This window comes from Kribbella sp. NPDC050281 (genome assembly GCF_040655855.1).
In the GTDB taxonomy this organism is placed as follows: domain Bacteria; phylum Actinomycetota; class Actinomycetes; order Propionibacteriales; family Kribbellaceae; genus Kribbella.
The window spans coordinates 60905-78853 of record NZ_JBFAKS010000047.1 but is presented as its reverse complement, the minus strand read 5'-3'; the positions used below and the strand labels follow the sequence as shown (position 1 = coordinate 78853).

Annotated in this window: 18 protein-coding genes and 1 pseudogene; 9 read left to right on the top strand and 10 right to left on the bottom strand. The window is 69.4% G+C overall.

The window, feature by feature from the left end:
* Positions 1–158: 158 nt before the first annotated feature.
* A complete protein-coding gene (locus AB0I34_RS37230; protein WP_360454869.1) occupies positions 159–551 on the bottom strand; it encodes a DUF2237 domain-containing protein in 393 nt (130 codons plus the stop codon).
* Positions 552–587: 36 nt separating this feature from the next.
* Positions 588–1352 (bottom strand): lysophospholipid acyltransferase family protein, encoded by a 765-nt coding sequence (locus tag AB0I34_RS37225; RefSeq protein WP_360454866.1) that lies wholly within the window; start codon positions 1350–1352, stop codon positions 588–590.
* 296 nt (positions 1353–1648) lie between these two features.
* Here AB0I34_RS37225 and AB0I34_RS37220 point away from each other — a divergent pair, with 296 nt between their 5' ends.
* From AB0I34_RS37220 to AB0I34_RS37200, 5 genes are all read left to right on the top strand, one after another.
* A complete protein-coding gene (locus tag AB0I34_RS37220) occupies positions 1649–2413 on the top strand; it encodes an alpha/beta fold hydrolase (protein WP_360454863.1) in 765 nt (254 codons plus the stop codon).
* A complete protein-coding gene (locus AB0I34_RS37215; RefSeq protein ID WP_360454861.1) occupies positions 2406–3110 on the top strand; it encodes a hypothetical protein in 705 nt (234 codons plus the stop codon). Before AB0I34_RS37220 ends, AB0I34_RS37215 begins: the two co-directional genes overlap by 8 nt.
* A gap of 51 nt (positions 3111–3161) precedes the next feature.
* Entirely contained in the window at positions 3162–4403 is a 1242-nt protein-coding gene (locus AB0I34_RS37210; RefSeq protein ID WP_360454858.1) for a TIGR00300 family protein, read from the top strand.
* 26 nt (positions 4404–4429) lie between these two features.
* Positions 4430–4840: a nuclear transport factor 2 family protein gene (locus tag AB0I34_RS37205; RefSeq protein WP_360454855.1), complete on the top strand. Its 411-nt coding sequence runs from the start codon at positions 4430–4432 to the stop codon at positions 4838–4840.
* Positions 4841–4901: 61 nt separating this feature from the next.
* Positions 4902–5651, top strand: a complete 750-nt coding sequence (locus AB0I34_RS37200) for an enoyl-CoA hydratase family protein (RefSeq protein ID WP_360454852.1) — start codon at positions 4902–4904, stop codon at positions 5649–5651.
* A gap of 54 nt (positions 5652–5705) precedes the next feature.
* Here the strand turns inward: AB0I34_RS37200 and AB0I34_RS37195 are convergent, their stop codons facing one another.
* Positions 5706–8024 (bottom strand): glycoside hydrolase family 95 protein, encoded by a 2319-nt coding sequence (locus tag AB0I34_RS37195; RefSeq protein WP_360454849.1) that lies wholly within the window; start codon positions 8022–8024, stop codon positions 5706–5708.
* On the opposite strand from AB0I34_RS37195, the pseudogene AB0I34_RS37190 reads away from it, so the two are divergent.
* A pseudogene (locus tag AB0I34_RS37190) lies at positions 8023–8505 on the top strand (winged helix-turn-helix domain-containing protein); the annotation flags it as partial. The gene AB0I34_RS37195 and the pseudogene AB0I34_RS37190 sit on opposite strands and share 2 nt — an antisense overlap.
* 92 nt (positions 8506–8597) lie before the next feature.
* Here AB0I34_RS37190 and AB0I34_RS37185 read toward each other — a convergent pair.
* The 7 genes from AB0I34_RS37185 to AB0I34_RS37155 form a co-directional block, all read right to left on the bottom strand.
* Positions 8598–9314 carry an endonuclease/exonuclease/phosphatase family protein gene (locus AB0I34_RS37185; RefSeq protein WP_360454846.1) on the bottom strand — a complete coding sequence of 239 codons (717 nt, stop codon included), beginning with the start codon at positions 9312–9314 and terminating at the stop codon, positions 8598–8600.
* A complete protein-coding gene (locus AB0I34_RS37180; protein WP_131514650.1) occupies positions 9311–10444 on the bottom strand; it encodes an ROK family glucokinase in 1134 nt (377 codons plus the stop codon). The genes AB0I34_RS37185 and AB0I34_RS37180 overlap by 4 nt, the downstream gene beginning before the upstream one ends.
* 67 nt (positions 10445–10511) lie before the next feature.
* Entirely contained in the window at positions 10512–11483 is a 972-nt protein-coding gene (locus AB0I34_RS37175) for an ROK family glucokinase (RefSeq protein WP_360454842.1), read from the bottom strand.
* Positions 11474–11881, bottom strand: coding sequence for a hypothetical protein (locus tag AB0I34_RS37170; protein WP_360454839.1), 408 nt, complete (start codon positions 11879–11881; stop codon positions 11474–11476). The genes AB0I34_RS37175 and AB0I34_RS37170 overlap by 10 nt, the downstream gene beginning before the upstream one ends.
* On the bottom strand, positions 11874–13205 hold the full coding sequence (locus AB0I34_RS37165) for an ArsA family ATPase (RefSeq protein WP_360454836.1): 1332 nt from the start codon (positions 13203–13205) through the stop codon (positions 11874–11876). Before AB0I34_RS37165 ends, AB0I34_RS37170 begins: the two co-directional genes overlap by 8 nt.
* A 4-nt stretch (positions 13206–13209) precedes the next feature.
* A complete protein-coding gene (locus AB0I34_RS37160; protein WP_131514654.1) occupies positions 13210–13650 on the bottom strand; it encodes an SRPBCC family protein in 441 nt (146 codons plus the stop codon).
* A gap of 111 nt (positions 13651–13761) precedes the next feature.
* A complete protein-coding gene (locus AB0I34_RS37155) occupies positions 13762–14232 on the bottom strand; it encodes a hypothetical protein (protein ID WP_360454833.1) in 471 nt (156 codons plus the stop codon).
* 106 nt (positions 14233–14338) lie between these two features.
* Between AB0I34_RS37155 and AB0I34_RS37150 the strand changes: the two genes are divergently transcribed.
* From AB0I34_RS37150 to AB0I34_RS37140, 3 genes are all read left to right on the top strand, one after another.
* Complete coding sequence (locus AB0I34_RS37150) at positions 14339–16138, top strand: AMP-binding protein (RefSeq protein ID WP_360454830.1); 1800 nt, start codon at positions 14339–14341, stop codon at positions 16136–16138.
* Between the two features lie 92 nt (positions 16139–16230).
* On the top strand, positions 16231–17166 hold the full coding sequence (locus AB0I34_RS37145; RefSeq protein WP_360454828.1) for an ABC transporter ATP-binding protein: 936 nt from the start codon (positions 16231–16233) through the stop codon (positions 17164–17166).
* Complete coding sequence (locus AB0I34_RS37140; protein ID WP_360454825.1) at positions 17163–17948, top strand: ABC transporter permease; 786 nt, start codon at positions 17163–17165, stop codon at positions 17946–17948. The genes AB0I34_RS37145 and AB0I34_RS37140 overlap by 4 nt, the downstream gene beginning before the upstream one ends.
* Position 17949: the final 1 nt, after the last annotated feature.

The following is a 17949-nucleotide window of genomic DNA, read 5'->3' as shown; positions in this document are numbered from 1 at the left end:
GTGTGAAGCCTTCGACAAGCCACACCCCAACCGGAGGTTCTCCTCACGTCAACCCCAACTCACCTGCCACCAACGTCTTGTCCCGGTACAGCTAGAGCGGTGGTTCGGGGAGGTTCGCTGCCTGTTCCGGGCACACAACCCTCCCCGAATCGACATGGTCAGGTCAGGGAGCCGGGGTCTGCTGGTACGTCGACGGCGTGTTCGCGGAGGACGGTCAGGGGGATGGTGTCGAGGGAGCGGGCGTGGGTTGAGGCCAGTACGACGGGGGCCGGGGCGCCGTCGCGGTAGGCCTGGAGCCAGCGGACCGCGACCACGCACCAGCGGTCGCCGGGCTGGAGACCGGCGAACTGCAGCTCGGGGCGTGGGGTGACCAGGTCGTTCCCGACCGAAACCTGGTGGGCCAGGAACTCCGCGGTCATCACGGCACACACCGTGTGGCTGCCCAGATCCTCGGGGCCGCTGGTGCAACAGCCGTCCCGGTAGAAGCCGGTGACCGGATCGGTCCCGCACTCCTCCAATGGTTCGCCGAGCACGTTCAGGTCGCTGTCCATGCGGACATCCTCACCCGCGGACGAGGTCGGAAGCGGTCAACTGGCCTTGGTGTCGCGAAGCCGGACGTGCTCGTCGATCGACTCGCCATTCTTGAGCAGTTCCTTGGCCTTCTCGGCGTACATGTCGACGTACTCCTGGCCGGACAGCTCCATCATCGCGTACATGATCTCGTCGGTGACCGAGCGGAGCACGAACCGGTCGCGCTCCATGCCCTCGTAGCGGGAGAAGTCCAGCGGCTTGCCGATCGCCACGCCCGGGCGGACCAGCCGGGGCAGCCGGCGGCCGGGCTCGCGGACCAGCCACTGCGGCCAGAGCGTGCCGGGCGGCTGCAGCTTCTCGGTGTCGATCATCGCGACCGGGATGACCGGTACGCCGGCCACGATCGCCATCCGGGCGACGCCGGTCTTGCCCTTGTAGAGCCGGCCGTCGGGCGAGCGGGTGCCCTCGGGGTAGATCCCGAACAGCTCGCCCTTCTTCAGGATGTCCAGCCCGGTGTTCAGCGCGGCCAGCGAGGCGCGCCCACCGGACCGGTCGATCGGGATCTGGCCGACGGACCGGAAGAACGTCGCCACCAGCTTCCCCTTCAGACCGGGCGCGGTGAAGTACTCCGACTTGGCCGGGAAGACGATCTGCCGCGGTACGGCGACCGGCAGGAAGATCGAGTCGCAGAACGCGAGGTGGTTGCTGACCAGCAACGCCGCGCCCGTGGTCGGGATGTTCTCCAGCCCGGTCACCCGGGGATGGAAGAGCAGTTTCACCAACGGGGCGACGATGAACCGCCTGAGGAACAGGTACAGCATCCGCCTCGACCTCCGTCGCTCGCCTGACACCTTCACCACCGACCATCGTCGGCCTGTACCTCGTCCGGCACCAGTGCCCGCCGGTGACGGCCGCGACAAGCTCCGGCGCCCACCGTCGGTGCAGGACACTACGTTCCAGCTTCCCCCTCAGGCAATGTCACCGCCAGGAATCTCCGTGTTGCTCACCGTGTTGTCACCTTGTTGCAGACTGGATGCAGTCCAAATGCGACCATGGAGTTGCGAGCAGGCCGGTGCGGCCTGACCGTCTGTGAGGACTCTGACGGCGAGGAGTGACCGTGCCAGTGCAAGGCCATGCGGAGGACTACCGCAGTCCCGGGACCGGGAAGAACGCCGCGATCGGAGTCCTGCTGAGCCACGGATTCACCGGCTCGCCGAAGTCGATGCGCCCGTTCGCCGAGCATCTGGCCGCCGACGGGTACGGCGTCGCCGTACCGCGGCTGCCCGGCCACGGCACCAGCTGGCAGGAGATGAACAAGACCGGCTGGCCGGACTGGTACGCCGTCCTGGACAACGAGCTGGAGCGGTTGCGCAAGGAGCACGACCAGGTCTTCCTGGCCGGACTCTCGATGGGCGGCTGCCTGGTCCTGCGGTTGGCCGAGGAGCACGGCGCCGACATTTCCGGTCTGGTCCTGATCAACCCGTCGGTGCGCACCGACGACAAGCGGCTGGTACTGCTGCCGGTGCTGTCCCGGCTCGTGCCGTCGTTCCCCGGCATCTCGAACGACATCAAGAAGCCGGGGATGGACGAGGGCGCGTACGACCGGATGCCGCTCCGCGCGCTGCAGTCCCTGTCCCAGCTGTGGCAGATAACTCGCGACGATCTGGCCAAAGTCACGCAGCCCGTGCTGATGTTCCGCAGTACTGTCGATCATGTGGTGGAACCGAGCTCGGGGCGGACGGTGCTTGCCTCGATCTCGTCCCGCGATGTGACCGAGACCCTGCTCGAGGACAGCTTTCACGTGGCAACTCTGGACAACGACGCACCGCGCATCTTCGCGGACTCGACAGACTTCATCCACCGGGTCGCCGCCGATGCGTGACAACGGCCTCACCGCCACGGCGTACACGTCGCTCGGCGCTATCGACCCACTGGTCGCCGAAGCGGTCCTCACCGCGCTCGCCGGGGCCGGCATCGCGGCGTACTGCGAGGCCCAGAGCGAGGCCAAGACGCCGGAAGAGGCGGAGGAGCCGGTCCACATCCCGGCCGGGTACGACGTGATCTTCGTCGACGCGGAGGCGGTGGAGCGGGCCCGCCCGGTGATCGAGCGGAGCACCGAGGACGCCGAGTGGAAGTCGCTGGTCGAGCAGTTCAACGCGCCGTCGGCGCCTGGGCACGACGCTGACGAGAGCCCGGTGCCGCGGTGGCCGGCCAGTGAGGACGTCGACGACAAGTACGAGCCGCTGATCGACGTACCGACCGGGCTCGTCATCAAGGACACGCCGGACGACGATGAGGAAGAGGAGAAGCCGGCCAAGCGGGAGGACGACCCGCACGACCACTTCGTCCCACCTGAGCCGCCGCGGGCACCCCGGCTGGACTGGATCAGCCGGATCGCCTGGCTCGGCCTGATCGGCGGCCCGCTGCTGCTGATCCTGGCCGCCGTCCTCGACTTCGGCACCGGCCGGATCACCACGCTCGCGGTGGTCGGCTTCATCGGCGGATTCCTCACCCTGGTCATCCGGATGAAGGATCGGTTGCCACCTGATGACACGCCTGATGACGGGGCGGTCGTCTGAGCTAGCATGCGGATCGTCGGACAATCCGACGAACGCGTAGGGGAGGTACCCGTGCAGGTCACCGAGACCGTCGAGATCACCGGCCACCTGATGGACTCCGGGCTGCTGTCCCGGGTCCTGGACGACATCCGCGGGTACGGCGGTGAGTACACGCTGGACAAGTTCGACCTCGGCTACGACAAGGACGACCCGTCCACGGTCCGGATGACGGTCGGCGCCGACGACGAGGAGTCGCTGCAGCGGCTGCTGATGCGGATCCAGACCAAGGGCGCGAACCTGGTCGACCCCGGTACGCCGGAGATCACCGAGGTGTCCCAGGACGGTGTCTTCCCGGACGGCTTCTACTCCACCACCAACCTGCCGACCAAGGTGCGGCTCGGCGGCCACTGGGTGGCGGTGCAGAACCCGGAGATGGACTGTGGCCTGCTGGTCGAGGGTGACGTCGAGGGTGGCACTGTCCGCACGATCCCGATGTCGGACGTGAAGGCCGGGATGCGGATCATCACGAGCGCCCAGGGTGTCAAGGTCACTCCCCCGATCGTGGCGAACACCGAGGAGTCGTTCGGCTTCATGGAGTCGGACGTGTCCAGCGAGAAGCCGCAGCGGGTGCTGGTCATGCAGGTCGCCGACGGTATGCGGGAGGCGAAGGCGAACGGCCAGAAGGTGCTCTGGGTCGGCGGCCCCGGCATCGTGCACACCGGCGCCGCGCCCGCGATGGTGTCGCTCGTCGAGGCCGGCTTCGTCGACGTCCTGTTCGCCGGGAACGCGCTGGCCACCCACGACATCGAGTCGTCGCTCTACGGTACGTCGCTCGGCGTCGACCTGGCCCGTGGTCGCGGGGTGGAGCACGGCCACGAGCACCACATCCGCGCGATCAACACGATCCGCAAGGCCGGCTCGATCGCGGCCGCGGTCGAGCAGGGCGTGCTCACCTCGGGCGTTATGCACGCGCTGGTGAAGAAGGGAAAGAACTTCGTCCTGGTCGGTTCGGTGCGCGACGACGGCCCACTTCCGGACGTGTACACCGACGTCCTCGAGGGTCAGCGCGCGATGCGGGCCGAACTGCCCGGCGTGGGCTACTGCCTGATGGCCGCGACCATGCTGCATTCGGTTGCTACCGGCAACATCCTGCCGTCGTCGATTCCGCTCACCTGCGTCGACATCAACCCGGCCACGGTGACCAAGCTGGCCGACCGCGGCTCGTCCCAGGCCCGCGGCATCGTCACCGACGTCGGCCTGTTCATCGAGCACCTGGCCCGCGAACTGTCCCCGACGTACGCCGACGGCAAGTAGACCCGGGGCCCCGTAAACTGCCCGGAGTGACCGAGAGCTTCGAGGCGTTCCTGGACCAGTTCGAGCGGGCGAACACGGCCTTCGTGAACGGGGATTCGTCGTTGTGGATGCCGCTGGTGTCGCACAGCGAGCAGACCTCGATCTTCGGTGGTTTCGGCGGTCTCGAGGTCGGCTGGTCGCAGGTCGGACCGCGCTACCAATGGGCCTCGGCACAGTTCCGTCCGAGTGGCGCCAAGGTCGAGTTCGAGTACCTCGACAAGCACGTCGGCAGTGACACGGCGTACTCCGTCGCGATCGAGCGCTGCACGGTGATGTACGTCGACCAGCCCGATGAGTTCCCGCATGCGCTGCGGGCGACGATGGTCTTCCGCAAGGAGGACGACGGCTGGAAGATCGTCCACCGGCACGCGGACCCGCTCAGCCCGCGGGGAGCCTGACCGCACGGGCTTGTGCGGCTGATTACAGCCGCCGAGGGCCGGGCGGGTGTTGGATGTCTCCATGACGGAACTCGTGCAGCTGACCGTGGCCGACGGCGTGGCGACCATCACGCTCGACTCGCCGGACAACAAGAACGCACTCTCCCAGCAGTTCACCGGTGAACTGCTGGAGCGGCTGGACGACGCGGGCGCGGACGACGCGGTCCGGGTGATCGTGATCCGGTCGGCCCTGGACGTGTTCTGCTCGGGAGCCGATCTGTCCGAGGCGACCACGATCGGCATGGGGCTCGGCGCGCAGCGGATGGTCGACGTCCAGCGGGCGATCGTCGCCAGCCCGAAGCCGGTGGTCGCACGGGTCGCGGGTCCGGTGCGGGCCGGCGGGATCGGCATCGTGGCCGCCGCGGACATCAGCGTCGCCGGCGCGAGCAGCACCTTCGCGCTCACCGAAGTCAGACTGGGGCTGGCGGCCGCGACGATCTCGCTCACCGTGCTCCCCCGGTTGACCGACCGTGCGGCGGCGTACACGTTCCTCACTGGAAACACGTTCGACGGAGCCGAGGCCGCACGGCTCGGCCTGGTCACCGTCGCGGTTCAGGACACCGACGTCGACACCGCGGTCGACTCCGTCGTGGAGTCGCTGCTGAAGGGCGCACCCCAGGGCCTCCGCGAGACGAAGAAGCTGCTCAACAGAGAGCTCCTCGCCGACATCGATGCCCGCGGCAAGGATCTCGCCGAGCTGTCGGCGAGCCTGTTCGGCTCGTCCGCAGCACAAGAAGCGATGCTCGCGTTCCTCAACCGCAAGAAGAGCTGACGGTTGCGGAACTTTTTCGCCGCTTGGCGGCGAAAAAGTTCCGGACAGCGCCCGCTAGAGCACCAGTCGGTGGGCTTCGCCGGCTGTGAGGGTGACCGCAGTGCGGCTGTCGCCGTGGCGGATGGTGCGTTGCTGATCGCGGTCCGCGGTGAGGACGGCCTCGGAGCCGTCGGGTGACCACGTGATGTCGACGGTCACGCCGCCGCGGGCGCGCAGGCCGGTGACCTGTCCGGTCGGCCAGTCAGTCGGCAGCGCTGGGAGGAGTTCGATCTCGTCGGTGTGGCTCTGGAGCAGCATCTCCGCGATGCCCGCGGTCGCGCCGAAGTTGCCGTCGATCTGGAACGGCGGGTGGGCACACAGCAGGTTCGGGTACACGCCCGCGCCGCTCCCGACGTAGTCCGTCTCGGTGTCGTCTGCAGGCGTCAGGAATGCGCGCACGAAGCGGTGGGCCGCGGCCGCGTCACGCAGCCGGGCTCTGAGGTTGATCTTCCAGGCCAGCGACCAACCGGTCGCGAGGTCGCCGCGCAGATCGAGCGTACGAGCCGCGGCGGCCGCCAGCGCCGGAGTGCGGTCCGGCGTGATCGAGTCGCCGGGGTGTACGCCGATCAGATGCGACGTGTGCCGGTGGTGCGGATCATCCTCGGTCAGGTCGGCGGCCCACTCCTGTAGTTGCCCCCGGCTACCGATCGACGGTTCGGGGATCCGCTTGCGCGCCGCGGCGAACCGCTCGACCAACGGGTCGGTCAGCTCGAGGACGTCGGCGGTCATCACGCAGCGGTCGAACAGGTCGGCGATCAGGGCGAGGTCCATCGTCGCCGAGACCGTCACCGACGCCGGCTCGCCATCGGGCGCGACGTAGTCGTTCTCGGGTGACGTGGACGGCGACGTACCCAGACTGCCGTCGGTCAGCTCGATCAGCCAGTCGAGGCAGAACTCCGCCGCACCCCGAAGTACCGGCCAGGCGCGGCCGAGGAACTCACGGTCACCCGAGAACGCGTAGTGGTCCCACAGATGGCGCACCAGCCAGGTGCCGGCCATCGGCCAGTTGGACCACTTCGGGTTGCCGTCGACCGGGATCGTCCAACACCATGCGTCGGCGTTGTGGTGCGCGACCCAACCACCGCAGCCGTACCGCTCCTGCGCCGTACGACGGCCTGCCTCGGCGAGGTGCTCGAGGTAGGTCAGCAGCGGTTCGTGGCACTCGGCGAGGTTGGTCGTTTCGGCTGGCCAGTAGTTCATCTCGGTGTTGATGTTGACCGTGTAGTTCGAGCTCCACGGCGGCTGGAGGATGTCGTTCCAGATGCCCTGCAGGTTGGTCGGAAGGCCACGGGGGCGGGAGCTCGCGATCATCAGGTAGCGGCCGTAGTTGAAGACCAGCGCGGCGAGCGCGGGGTCGTCCCCGTTCCGCAGCCGTACGTCGGTCGGCAGGTCGGCGGTGTCGTTGCCGGGCAACTCGAGCGACGAGCGGCGGAAGAGTGCCTGGTGGTCCTGCAGGTGCTCCGCGTGGAGGTCGTCGTACCCGCGGGTGAGGGCTGTACGCACGGTGTTGTCGGCCTGGGCGAAGCAGTCCTCGGCCGATCGGGTCGGTGGCGTCGACGGGCCGTCGTACCCGGTGGCGGTCGACAGGACGAGGGTGACGTCGGTGGCGTTCTCGATCGTCAGGCCCGCGTCGTCGGCGCGGATCTCGCCGTCGGTCGTCGCCCGGAGCGAGATGGCCGCCGCCATACCGCGGTCCGGGCCGTCGGAGTAGTGGACAGGGTCAGGTACGTCGCGGTGTGGCGGAGCGACGTTCGCCGGTGCCTGGAGGAGGAGGCCGACGCCGTCGTCGGTCCGATGAGTGCGGGATCGCAGCTGCGACGTGAGGCGGGCGGTGAGTCCGATCGGTCGCGACGCGGTGAGCCGGAGTACGAGGGCACCGGCCGGCTTGCTCACGAACACCTGCTGCCGGACCGCGAGACCTCCGACCTCATAGTCCGCCGTGGCGGTCGCCGTATCGAGGTCGAGCTCTCTGCGGTACTGCGTGACGTCCCCGGTGGTCGTGTACTCGAGCAGCAGGTCGCCGAGGGGCAGGTAGGCCTGCGAGTGGCCGGCTTGAAAGCCGTTCGCCAACCCCTCGGCGCGACGGATGTCGCCGGCCGCGAGTGCGTCCCGGACCGCCTGAACTGCTTGGGCCCCGGTGTCGCCGAGCGGTGTCGACAGCATCCGCTGGGTCTCGGGGCTCCCCGACCAGAGCGTCTCGTCGTTGAGGCCGATCCGGTCCGTGCTCACACCGCCGAAGCACATGGCCCCGATCCGCCCGTTGCCGAGCGGGAGCGCCTCCAGCCAGGTGCCTGCCGGGCGGTCGTAGGACAGGGAACTCACCGAGGTGCGCATGAGCAGAGATCCTATGTCTATCGACCGTTGTGTCGGCTACTCCGTCGTCGTTCTGGACAGTTGCTTGCCGACGACGAAGCCGTTTTCGACGGGGCCGATAGCCGCCACCCGTCGGATCACGGTCGCAGCCCGCGCGCCCGGGAGTCATGAGGAAGATCTGCAGAGATCCCGAGATCGACTGCGGTCCACGCCGCGGCCGGATCGTGGCAGACTCGATCGGAGGGGCCTGACGATGTATCGCTTCCGCGACTGCGAAGTGGATCCCCGTGGTTTCGTGCTCCGGCGGGGCGGCGATCAGGTGCGCGTCGAGCGCCAGGTGTTCGGGGTCCTGGTCCACCTGATCGAGCACCGGGACCGCGTCGTACCCAAGCTCGAGCTTCTCGACGCGGTCTGGGGCAACCGCTTCGTCAGTGAGTCCGCGCTGACCAGCCGGCTGAAGGACGCTCGCCGCGCGGTCGGCGACGACGGCCACCGCCAGGAAGTGATCGCCCGGGCAGCCGGCTGGTGTTCCTGGACAGCGGCAACCACATCATCACCGAGCACGAGGCCGCCTGGCGGTCCTGGTCGGCGAGGTCAACCGGTTCTTGGCGAACTGAGCTCGATCAGCATCGGGAGATGGTCCGAGGCGGCGGGGAGGTCGGGGCGCGCCATGGCGGGGATGGGGACGATGCGGGCGGTGAGGGTGGGAGTGGCGTGGGCGCCGTCGATGCGCTTGTGCGGGTTGGAGGAGCTGTAGGTCGGGCCGGCATCGGCGCCGAGGTCGGTGAGACCTTCGGCGGCGAGGCGCTTCCAGACCTGGCCGTCGGGTTCTTCGTTGAGGTCGCCGGCGAGGAGGTACGGCAGGTTGAAGGAGCGGCAGCCGCGGAGGACCTGTTCGAGTTCGTGCCGGCGGCCGCGGATGTGCAGGCCGAGGTGGCAGACGATCAGGGCCAGATCGGTGGAACCCAGGGTGACGCGGCCGCCGACGGCACCACCGGGGAGTTGGGTGGCGATCAGGTTCAGCCGGCGCCGTACGAACGGGCGCCAGATCCGCCAGTGCAGTGGCTCCACCAGATCGGTGCCATCGGCAACCAGGATCGCGTTCCGGGCCGACGCGGCGACGTACCGCATGCCGAAGCTCGCCGCCATCGCACGCCGCTTCCGCCGGGTCCCCCACCAGGTCGGCGCCTCCTGCACCAGCATCACGTCCGGTGCACACGCCTTCACCGCCCGCGCGAGCGCAGCCCGATCGTCACCCCACCGATGCACGTTGTACGACAAAACCCGCAGCAGAGGCGGGCCTTCACTCATGCTTCAGGGTCGCCGTTCAGGTCGGCGTGCTGGAGGTCGGGGTCGGCGCGCATGCCGGTACGCCGGGCGGCCGACTTGCGTGCTGCTCGTTCGAGCCGCGTGGAGCGACTCCGGGCGGCCGCGGTCTTCGCGGTCACGGCGGTCGTCTTCACGCGGACCCGGCGCAACCAGGTCGCCTCTTCCCGCGCGAGATCGGCAGCACCGACCAGGCCGGCCTCCGGGCCGAGGACAGCACGCACGATCCGCGCCTCCGGCCGGAACCCGCGACCGGTCAGCGTCCGCTTGAACGCCTCGCGAGCCGGCGCCAGCAGCAGCTCCCCGGCGTCCGACACACCGCCACCGATCACGAACGTGCCCGGGTCCAGCGCGGCGGCCAGGTTGGCGAGCCCGATCCCGAGCCAACGGCCGACGTCCTCGAGTAACTCGACCGCGACCGGGTCGCCGTCCTTGGCCAGCTCGGTCACCATCGGACCATTGATCTTGCGCGGATCGCCGCCTGCCGCGCGCAGCAGGTTGTGGGCGACCGGCGAACCCGACAGCGCCAGCTCCCGCGCCTCCCGGGTCAGCGCGTTGCCGGACGCGTACTGCTCCCAGCAGCCGCGGTTGCCGCACTCGCACCGATGCCCGCCCGGCACGACCTGCATGTGCCCGAACTCACCCGCGATGCCGAACTTCCCGCGCTGCAGCGCACCGTCGTTCAGGATCGCGCCGCCGATGCCGGTGCCGAGCGTGACGCAGACCAGGTGGCTCTCACCCTGACCGCCGCCGAAGCGCCACTCCGACCAGGCCGCCGCGTTCGCGTCGTTCTCGACCACGACCGGCAGCCCGAGCCTGCGCTCGACCGCGTCCCGCAGCGGCTCGTGCCGCCAGGCCAGGTGCGGTGCGAACAGCACCGACGACCGTGTCCCGTCGACGAACCCGGCCGCGCCGATACCGACCGCGATCACGTCGTGCCGGGACTCCAGGTCGCGGACGATCTCCGCGATCGCGTCCTCGGTCTCCTTCGGATCCGTCGTCGGCGTGTCCCGCCGCACCCGGTCCAGAATGTTGGCCTCCGGGTCGACCACCCCGGCGGCGACCTTGGTCCCGCCGATGTCGATCCCGATCGTCAAAGCCTGCGTCAGAGCCACTGCACGACCCTCCTCGCCGTACCCCCAGCCCCCGCCGGACTACCTCCAGTATCCCGCGCGCCCGGGATCACCGGGTTTTCTCCGCGGGTGGGGCGGGGCGACGGGCCAGGTCGGCGGCGCCGATCAGGCCGGCGTCGTTACCCAGTTCGGCGAGCCCGAACGACGGGTGCGGGCGGTTGGCCCTGGCGGGCAGGTTCCGCTCGAAGGCGACCTGGGCGGACTTCATCAACAGGTCCTTCGCCGCGCTCACGCCCCCGCCGATCACGATCGTGGTCGGGTCGTACATGGTCGCGAGGCTCGCCAGGCCCTCCCCCAGCCACCGGCCGAGATCCTCGAGCAGTTCGACCGCGCACGGGTCGCCGGCCGCGGCCGCCTCGGTGATCATCGGCCCGGTCAGCCCGGCCGGGTCCGAGATCCCGCACACGGTGAGCATCTGCATCGCCGCCAGCGAACCAGCCTCCGCCTGCGCCCGCCCCTCGCGGACGAGCGCACGCCCGGAGGCGTACTGCTCCAAGCACCCCCGCGATCCACACCCGCATCGATGCCCACCCGGTACGACGCGCATGTGGCCGAGCTCGGCCGCCACCCCATGGGCACCGCGCAACAACTCGCCGCCGATCACGACCCCGCCGCCGATCCCGGTGCCGATGGTGAGACAGAGCATGTGCTCGACGTCCTTCGCGGCGCCGAAGGCGAACTCACCCCAGGCTGCCGCGTTCGCGTCGTTCTCGACCACGACCGGGATCTTCAGCTTCTCCGCGACCCGGGCGCCGAGCGGCTCGTCCCGCCAGGCGAGGTTCGGCGCGAACAGCACCGTCGACCGGTCCGAGGACACGAACCCGGCGGCGCCGATCCCGACCGCCTCCACCTCGTGCGCGGCGATCAGCTCGGCGGCCGCGTCGCAGATCGCCGCCGCGGTGTCGTCGACCGAGTCCGCCGGGGTGTCGCGATTCGCGCGGGCACCGATCGTGCCGTCCGCGTCGACGACGCCTGCCGCGATCTTCGTTCCGCCGACATCGATGCCGATGGTCAGTCCCATGGTTCGGGGTCCTCACTCACGTCGATCCGGTCCACTGTCGGCCGGGTCGGCTCGTCCTCCTGCTTGTCCTTCTGCTCGGCGGAGCGCGACGCTGCGTCCTCCTGGCCCTGCCGGGCTGCCGCGGCCGCTGCCTCCAGCAACGATCGCACCGAGCCGAGCACGTGCGCGGCCGCGGCGGACAGCTGCTCGATCGTCTCCGGGCTGGTGTTGCGCACCTTGTGGATCAGCTGGCACACCGGGCACCACACGCAGTCCGGCCCGAGCTTGTGCTGGTGCTCTTCATCCGCCGCCGGTGTCGGTTCGGAATGCTTCGTCTCATCCACATCGGCCGCATGCTGCAGTACGGCGAACAGTTTGGCCGCCTCCTCAGCGAGGCTACCGATCGGCTCTTTACTCAACGGCCCTCCCGATCGCTGCCTCGCGCGCACGCTGCTGGGTCAACTGCTCGTGATACTCCGCTGTCAGGCCCTGCGCCAGCTCCTGCGCGGACTCCAGCGGTCCAGTCCCACTCGGCACCTCGCCGGACGGCACCGGGCGCGCCGACTCGCGCGGCGCGAACCGCACCTGCAGCCGTCCCTCGTCCAGTCGCGCACCCGCGACCACTCCACGCGCGAGCGCGGCCGGAAGCGGCAGCACCCGGCGATACGACCCGACCGTGATGATCAGCTCGTCGCCGTGCCGGGCCAGCTCCAGCTCGTTCGCGGAGGCCAGCGGCAACGGCATGGTCAGCGTGTAGGTGCGGCCGTCGGTGTCGATGTGCCGGTCCACCCACAGCGACGTCTCGTCCGTGGCCCGGGCGAACGGGTCGTCCCCGCCGTACATCTCGACCGCGAAGGCGGCCAGCTCCTCGACGCCCACCGGCTCACAGACCCGGTACGGCGATTCCCAGATCGGCAACGGCCGGAACGAGTCGGCGACCTCCTCGAGGATCCCGCGCTGCGCCGCGACCCACTGACGCCGCCAAGTGTCCGCGCCCGCGGCCGGGAACACGCGGTTCGCCACCACGCCGTCCACGCGGTAGCCGTACAGCGAGAGGCGGGTCAGCGAACGCCGCGCCTCGGCAACGACCACGGCCTCCGGCGTGAGCACGAGCCGCACCGACGCGTCCGGGCCGGCCAGCAACGTGCGGATGTCCGACAGGTCGCTCTGCAACCGCCGCAGTGCGTCGAAGACCGTGTCGTCCGGCACCGGGATGCCCGACGGACGACTCAGGAACGGCCGGAAGGTTCTCATCACCTTGCGCTCGGCGTTGAAGATGCGGCCCATGTACCAATTCAGGGCCTCAGGCAACGCGAGCAGGCGGAGCGTCTCGGCGGTCGGCGCGCAGTCGACCACGATCACGTCCCAGCGCCCGGACCGGAAGTGGTCGCGCACCTCGAGCAGCGCGAGCACCTCCTCCGCGCCGGGCAGCACGGTCAGCTCCTCGGCCTCCATCGGGTCGACCCCGACCATGTTCAGCACCGAGCGCAGGTACGCCTGGATGTCGCCCCAGGACCGCTCGAACCGGCGCTGGGCGTCGATCTGCTGGACGAACAGCAGGTCGTCGACCTCGGTCGGCTCACCACCGACCTCGCAGTCGAACGCATCCGACAGCGAGTGCGCGGCATCGGTCGACAGCGCCAGCGTGCGCAGCCCGCGCAGCGCGGCGAGCGTGGCCGTTCCCGCGGCGGAGGTCGTCTTGCCTACGCCGCCCTTACCCGTGTACAGCAGGACCCGAGTCACGGACTTACGACTCGACGCGCTTCTTGAGGCCCTTCAGGGCGGTGTCGATGATGACCTTCTCGGCCTTGCGCTTCAGCATGCCGATCATCGGGATCGCCACGTCGACGGCGAGCCGGTACGTCACCTCGGTCCCCTCCTGGCCGTCCGGACCCAGGTCGCGCAGTACATAGGCGCCGTCCATCCCCTTCACCATCTTGGCCTGCACCAGCGTCCAGGTCACCTCGTTGCGGGACCACGTGTACGCCAGCGTGTACTCGTCCGAGATCGCCCCCGCGTCGACCCGGAAGCGTACCTGCTTCGGCCGGCCCGCCTCGTCGGTGGACAGCACCTCGGTCTCCCGCATCGAGTCGGCCCATTCCGGGTACGCCGCGAAGTCCGCGATCACCGCCATGATCTGCTTCGGGGTCGCGTTCACCACGATGGTCGAGGTGGTCTGTTCCGCCATTGATACACCTCTTCACTGCCAGGGCTGGTGGTAACTGCGAGAACTGAAAGTGCGGTGGTGATGCTAGTTGCCAGGGCTGGTGGTGCGAGAACTGAAAGTGCGGTGGTGATGCTAGTTGCCAGGGCTGGTGGTGCGGGATCCGGTGGGACGAGTGGTACCAGGACGGCCGGGTGCGGTGTCCTCACCGGAGACTATCGCGGGATCGGATCCGGAACGGTGCTCGCCCGCCGCGCGGCCTGCCTCGGCTTCGTCCTTGAACCGCCACATCCGCTCCCGGTACGCCGCGACGTACCGCTCGCGCAGCCTGTCCAGGGCCCGGCCGCGGACCGGCCGGCGCGGATCGACACGCAAGTACCAATGCACCACGACTCCGTCGCGGACCGGCTCCAGCCACCACTCCGCCGTACCGACGGCCGCGCCGGTCACCGACCAGCGCACGCCCTCCAGGCCGCGCCGCTCGGAGGGGGTCAGGGTCAGCTCCGGCCACCACTCGCGCCAGAGGGTGTCCGAACCGAGCCGCTCGGCGACGTAGGCTGGATCAGCAACGACCAGGTCGTCGCAACTGAGGTCGAGCGTGGGCATTGCTGCGGGCACCTGTTTCTTGGGTCACACGAACCTGGCTACTTGTGGGTAGGTGACTGTAGCGTGCGCCGGAGTCGACAATTCGTGACCGACTGAGGAGACGCGGATGCGTGAGTACACCGTTCCTGCTGTGACCGAGCCACCCACCGGGAGCCTGAGCGACCCCGTCTGGGCGAACGCGTCCTCCCATCCTGACACCGCTGTGTTCAGCCGGCGGGTCGGGTCGGACTCAGGGGGAGGGTGGCTCGACGTCTCCGCGGCCGAGTTCGCCCGCCAGGTGACCGGCGTCGCGAAGGGCCTGATCGCGGCCGGAGTGAAGCACGGCGACAGGGTCGCCCTGCTCAGCGCGACCCGGTACGAGTGGACCCTGATCGACTACGCGATCTGGACCATCGGCGCGGTCACGGTGCCGATCTACGAGACCTCGTCGGCGTCGCAGGTGCAGTGGATCCTGACCGACTCCGACGCGGTCGTCGCGATCGCCGAGAACGCCGCTCACGGTGCGGTGGTCGAGTCCGCCCGGCCGGAGGCCCCACACCTGCAGGAGGTCTGGCAGATCGAGGCCGGCGCCGTCGAGGAGCTGACCGTGCTCGGCCAGGAGATCAGCGACACCGAGTTCGACAAGCGCCGTACGGCGGTCGTGCCGAGCGACCTCGCCACGCTCATCTACACCTCCGGTACGACGGGCCGCCCGAAGGGCTGCAAGATCAGCCACTCGAACTTCCTGGACGAGCTCGGCCCGGCGGTGAAGATCCTCGACGGCCTGTTCGACGTCAACGGCGCGAGCACGCTGCTGTTCCTGCCGCTGGCCCACGTGTTCGCCCGGATCATCCAGGTCGGCTGCGTGATGAAGATGGTCAAGGTCGGCCACACCGCCGACGTGAAGAACCTGGTCCCCGACCTCGGCGAGTTCAAGCCGACGTTCATCCTCAGCGTGCCGCGGGTGTTCGAGAAGGTGTTCAACTCGGCCAGCCAGAAGGCGCACTCGGAGGGCAAGGGCAAGATCTTCGACGCCGCCGCGGACACCGCGATCGCCTACTCGCAGGCGCAGGACAAGGGCGGCGCGTCGTTCGGGCTGAAGGCCAAGCACGCGCTGTTCGACCGGCTCGTCTACAGCAAGCTGCGCAGCGTCCTCGGCGGCCAGGTCCAGTACGCCGTCTCCGGCGGCGCGCCACTGGGTCACCGGCTCGGCCATTTCTTCCGCGGCATCGGCGTACCGGTGCTGGAGGGCTATGGCCTGACCGAGACCACGGCGGCGGTGGCGGTCAACCTGCCCGACGACATCCGCATCGGTACCGTCGGCCGGCCGCTGCCCGGTGTCTCGGTCGGGGTCGCCGACGACGGCGAGCTGCTGTTCAAGGGCGGCCAGGTGATGCAGGGCTACTGGAAGAACGACGAGGCGACCGCCGCCGCGATCGATGCGGACGGCTGGTTCCACACCGGCGACCTGGGTGAGTTCGACGTCGACGGCTTCATCAAGATCACCGGCCGGAAGAAGGAGATCCTGGTCACCGCGGGCGGCAAGAACGTCGCGCCGACCGTGCTGGAGGACCAGATCCGGCTGCACCCGCTGGTCAGTCAGTGCATGGTCGTCGGCGACGGCAAGCCGTTCATCGCGGCCCTGATCACGATCGACCCGGAGACGATCGTGCCGTGGGCGACCGAGCGCGGCAAGCCCACCGACGTCGCGTCGCTGACCGCCGACGAGGACCTGATCGCCGAGATCCAGAAGGCTGTCGACGACGCCAACGGCTCGGTCTCCAAGGCCGAGGGGATCAAGAAGTTCCACATCCTCGAGACCGACTGGACGCAGGAGAGCGGCGAGCTGTCGCTCAAGCTCTCGCTCCGCCGGCACGTCGTGATGAAGAACCACGAGACCGACGTCGAGGCCCTCTACACCAAGTAGGCGGCGTACACCCGGCATCAGCCGATCGGTTGATGCCGGGTCGATCTTGATGGGCGATGTGGGGTGGGTGGGTCGTCCGCGAGGCTCGTCGTATGACCACGGCGAGTACGAGAACGGCGGCCCGTGGGGCTGTCGTCGAAGTCAGTAATCTGCGCAAGTCCTACGGCGACCGGACCGTCGTCGACGGTGTGTCGTTCACCGTCGAGGAGGGCGAGATCTTCGGGATCCTCGGCCCGAACGGTGCCGGGAAGACGACCACGGTCGAGTCCATCGAGGGCCTGCGGGTCCCCGACGCGGGCCGGATCCGGGTCGCCGGGCTCGACCCGGTCGCCGATCACGCGGCGGTGACCCAGGTCCTCGGCGCCCAGCTCCAGGAGAGCGAGCTGCAGGCCAAGCTCACCGTGCGCGAGGCACTCGAGTTGTACGCCGCCCTGTACCCGAACCCGGCCGACTGGCGGCCGCTGGCCGAACGTCTCGGCCTGACCGCTCACCTGAAGACCCGGTTCGGCGTCCTCAGCGGCGGCCAGAAGCAGCGGCTGTTCATCGCGCTCGCGCTGATCGGCAACCCCAGGGTGGTCGTCCTCGACGAGCTGACGACCGGGCTGGACCCGCGCGCCCGCCGTGACACCTGGGAGATCGTCGAGGACGTCCGCGCGCGAGGCGTTACCGTCCTGCTTGTCACGCACTTCATGGAGGAAGCGCAGCGGCTGTGCGACCGGATCGCCCTGATCGACAAGGGCCGCATCACCGCGCTCGACACGCCGCGCGGCCTGATCAGCCGGACGGCCGGATCGACCGTCATCTCGTTCACGCCGTCGGCGCCGCTCGACGAGGAGGAGCTGGCCGCACTGCCGGCGCTGGCCTCGGTCGAGTACAAGGACGACCGGATCACGCTCGGCGGGACTGACGACACCGTCACCGCGTTGCTCTCGCTCCTCGCCCGGCACCGCATCACCGCGCACCAGCTCAGGGTCACCGACGCCACGCTGGACGACGCCTTCCTCGACCTGACCGGAGCCGCACAATGACCACCGCCGCCACTCTTCCGACCGCGACTCCTCGCGGCACCGCCTCTCCCTTCGCCGCCGTACTGCGTACCGAGGCTCGGCTGTTCCGGCGCGAGCCCGGCATCCTCTTCTGGACCCTGGGCTTCCCACCCGTGCTGCTGGTGATCCTCGGCAGCATCCCGTCGTTCCGGAAGGTCGACGCCGGCCTCGGCGGTCTCCGGCTGATCGACCTGTACGTGCCGATCCTCGTGCTGGTCGCGCTGATCGTGACCGGCCTGCAGACGATGCCGCCGGTCATCACCGGCTATCGCGAGCGCGGCATCCTGCGCCGGATGTCGGCGACTCCGGTCCGCCCGTCCGCCCTGCTGATCGCGCAGATGGGACTGAACGGCGCCACGGCGCTGGCGTCGGCGCTGGTCTGCCTCACGATCGGCCGGCTGGTCTTCGACGTGAAGCTTCCACAGCAGGCGTTCGGGTATGCGCTGGCACTCTTGCTCACCGCCGCCGTCGCGCTGGCCATCGGTGCGCTGGTGACCGCGTTGGCCGGTACGGCGAAGGTCGCGAGCGCGATCGGCTCGGCGGTGTTCTTCCCGAGCATGTTCTGCGCCGGTGTCTGGCTGCCTGTGCAGAACATGCCGAACGTCCTGCGGCACATCGTCGAGGCGACCCCCTTCGGAGCGGCGGCCCGCGCGTTGGGCCAGGCCGCGGCCGGAGACTGGCCGGCGTGGTCGCACCTCGGCGTACTCGCCGCCTGGGCGATCGTCCTCTCGGCGGCCGCCATCCGCTGGTTCCGCTGGGAGTAGG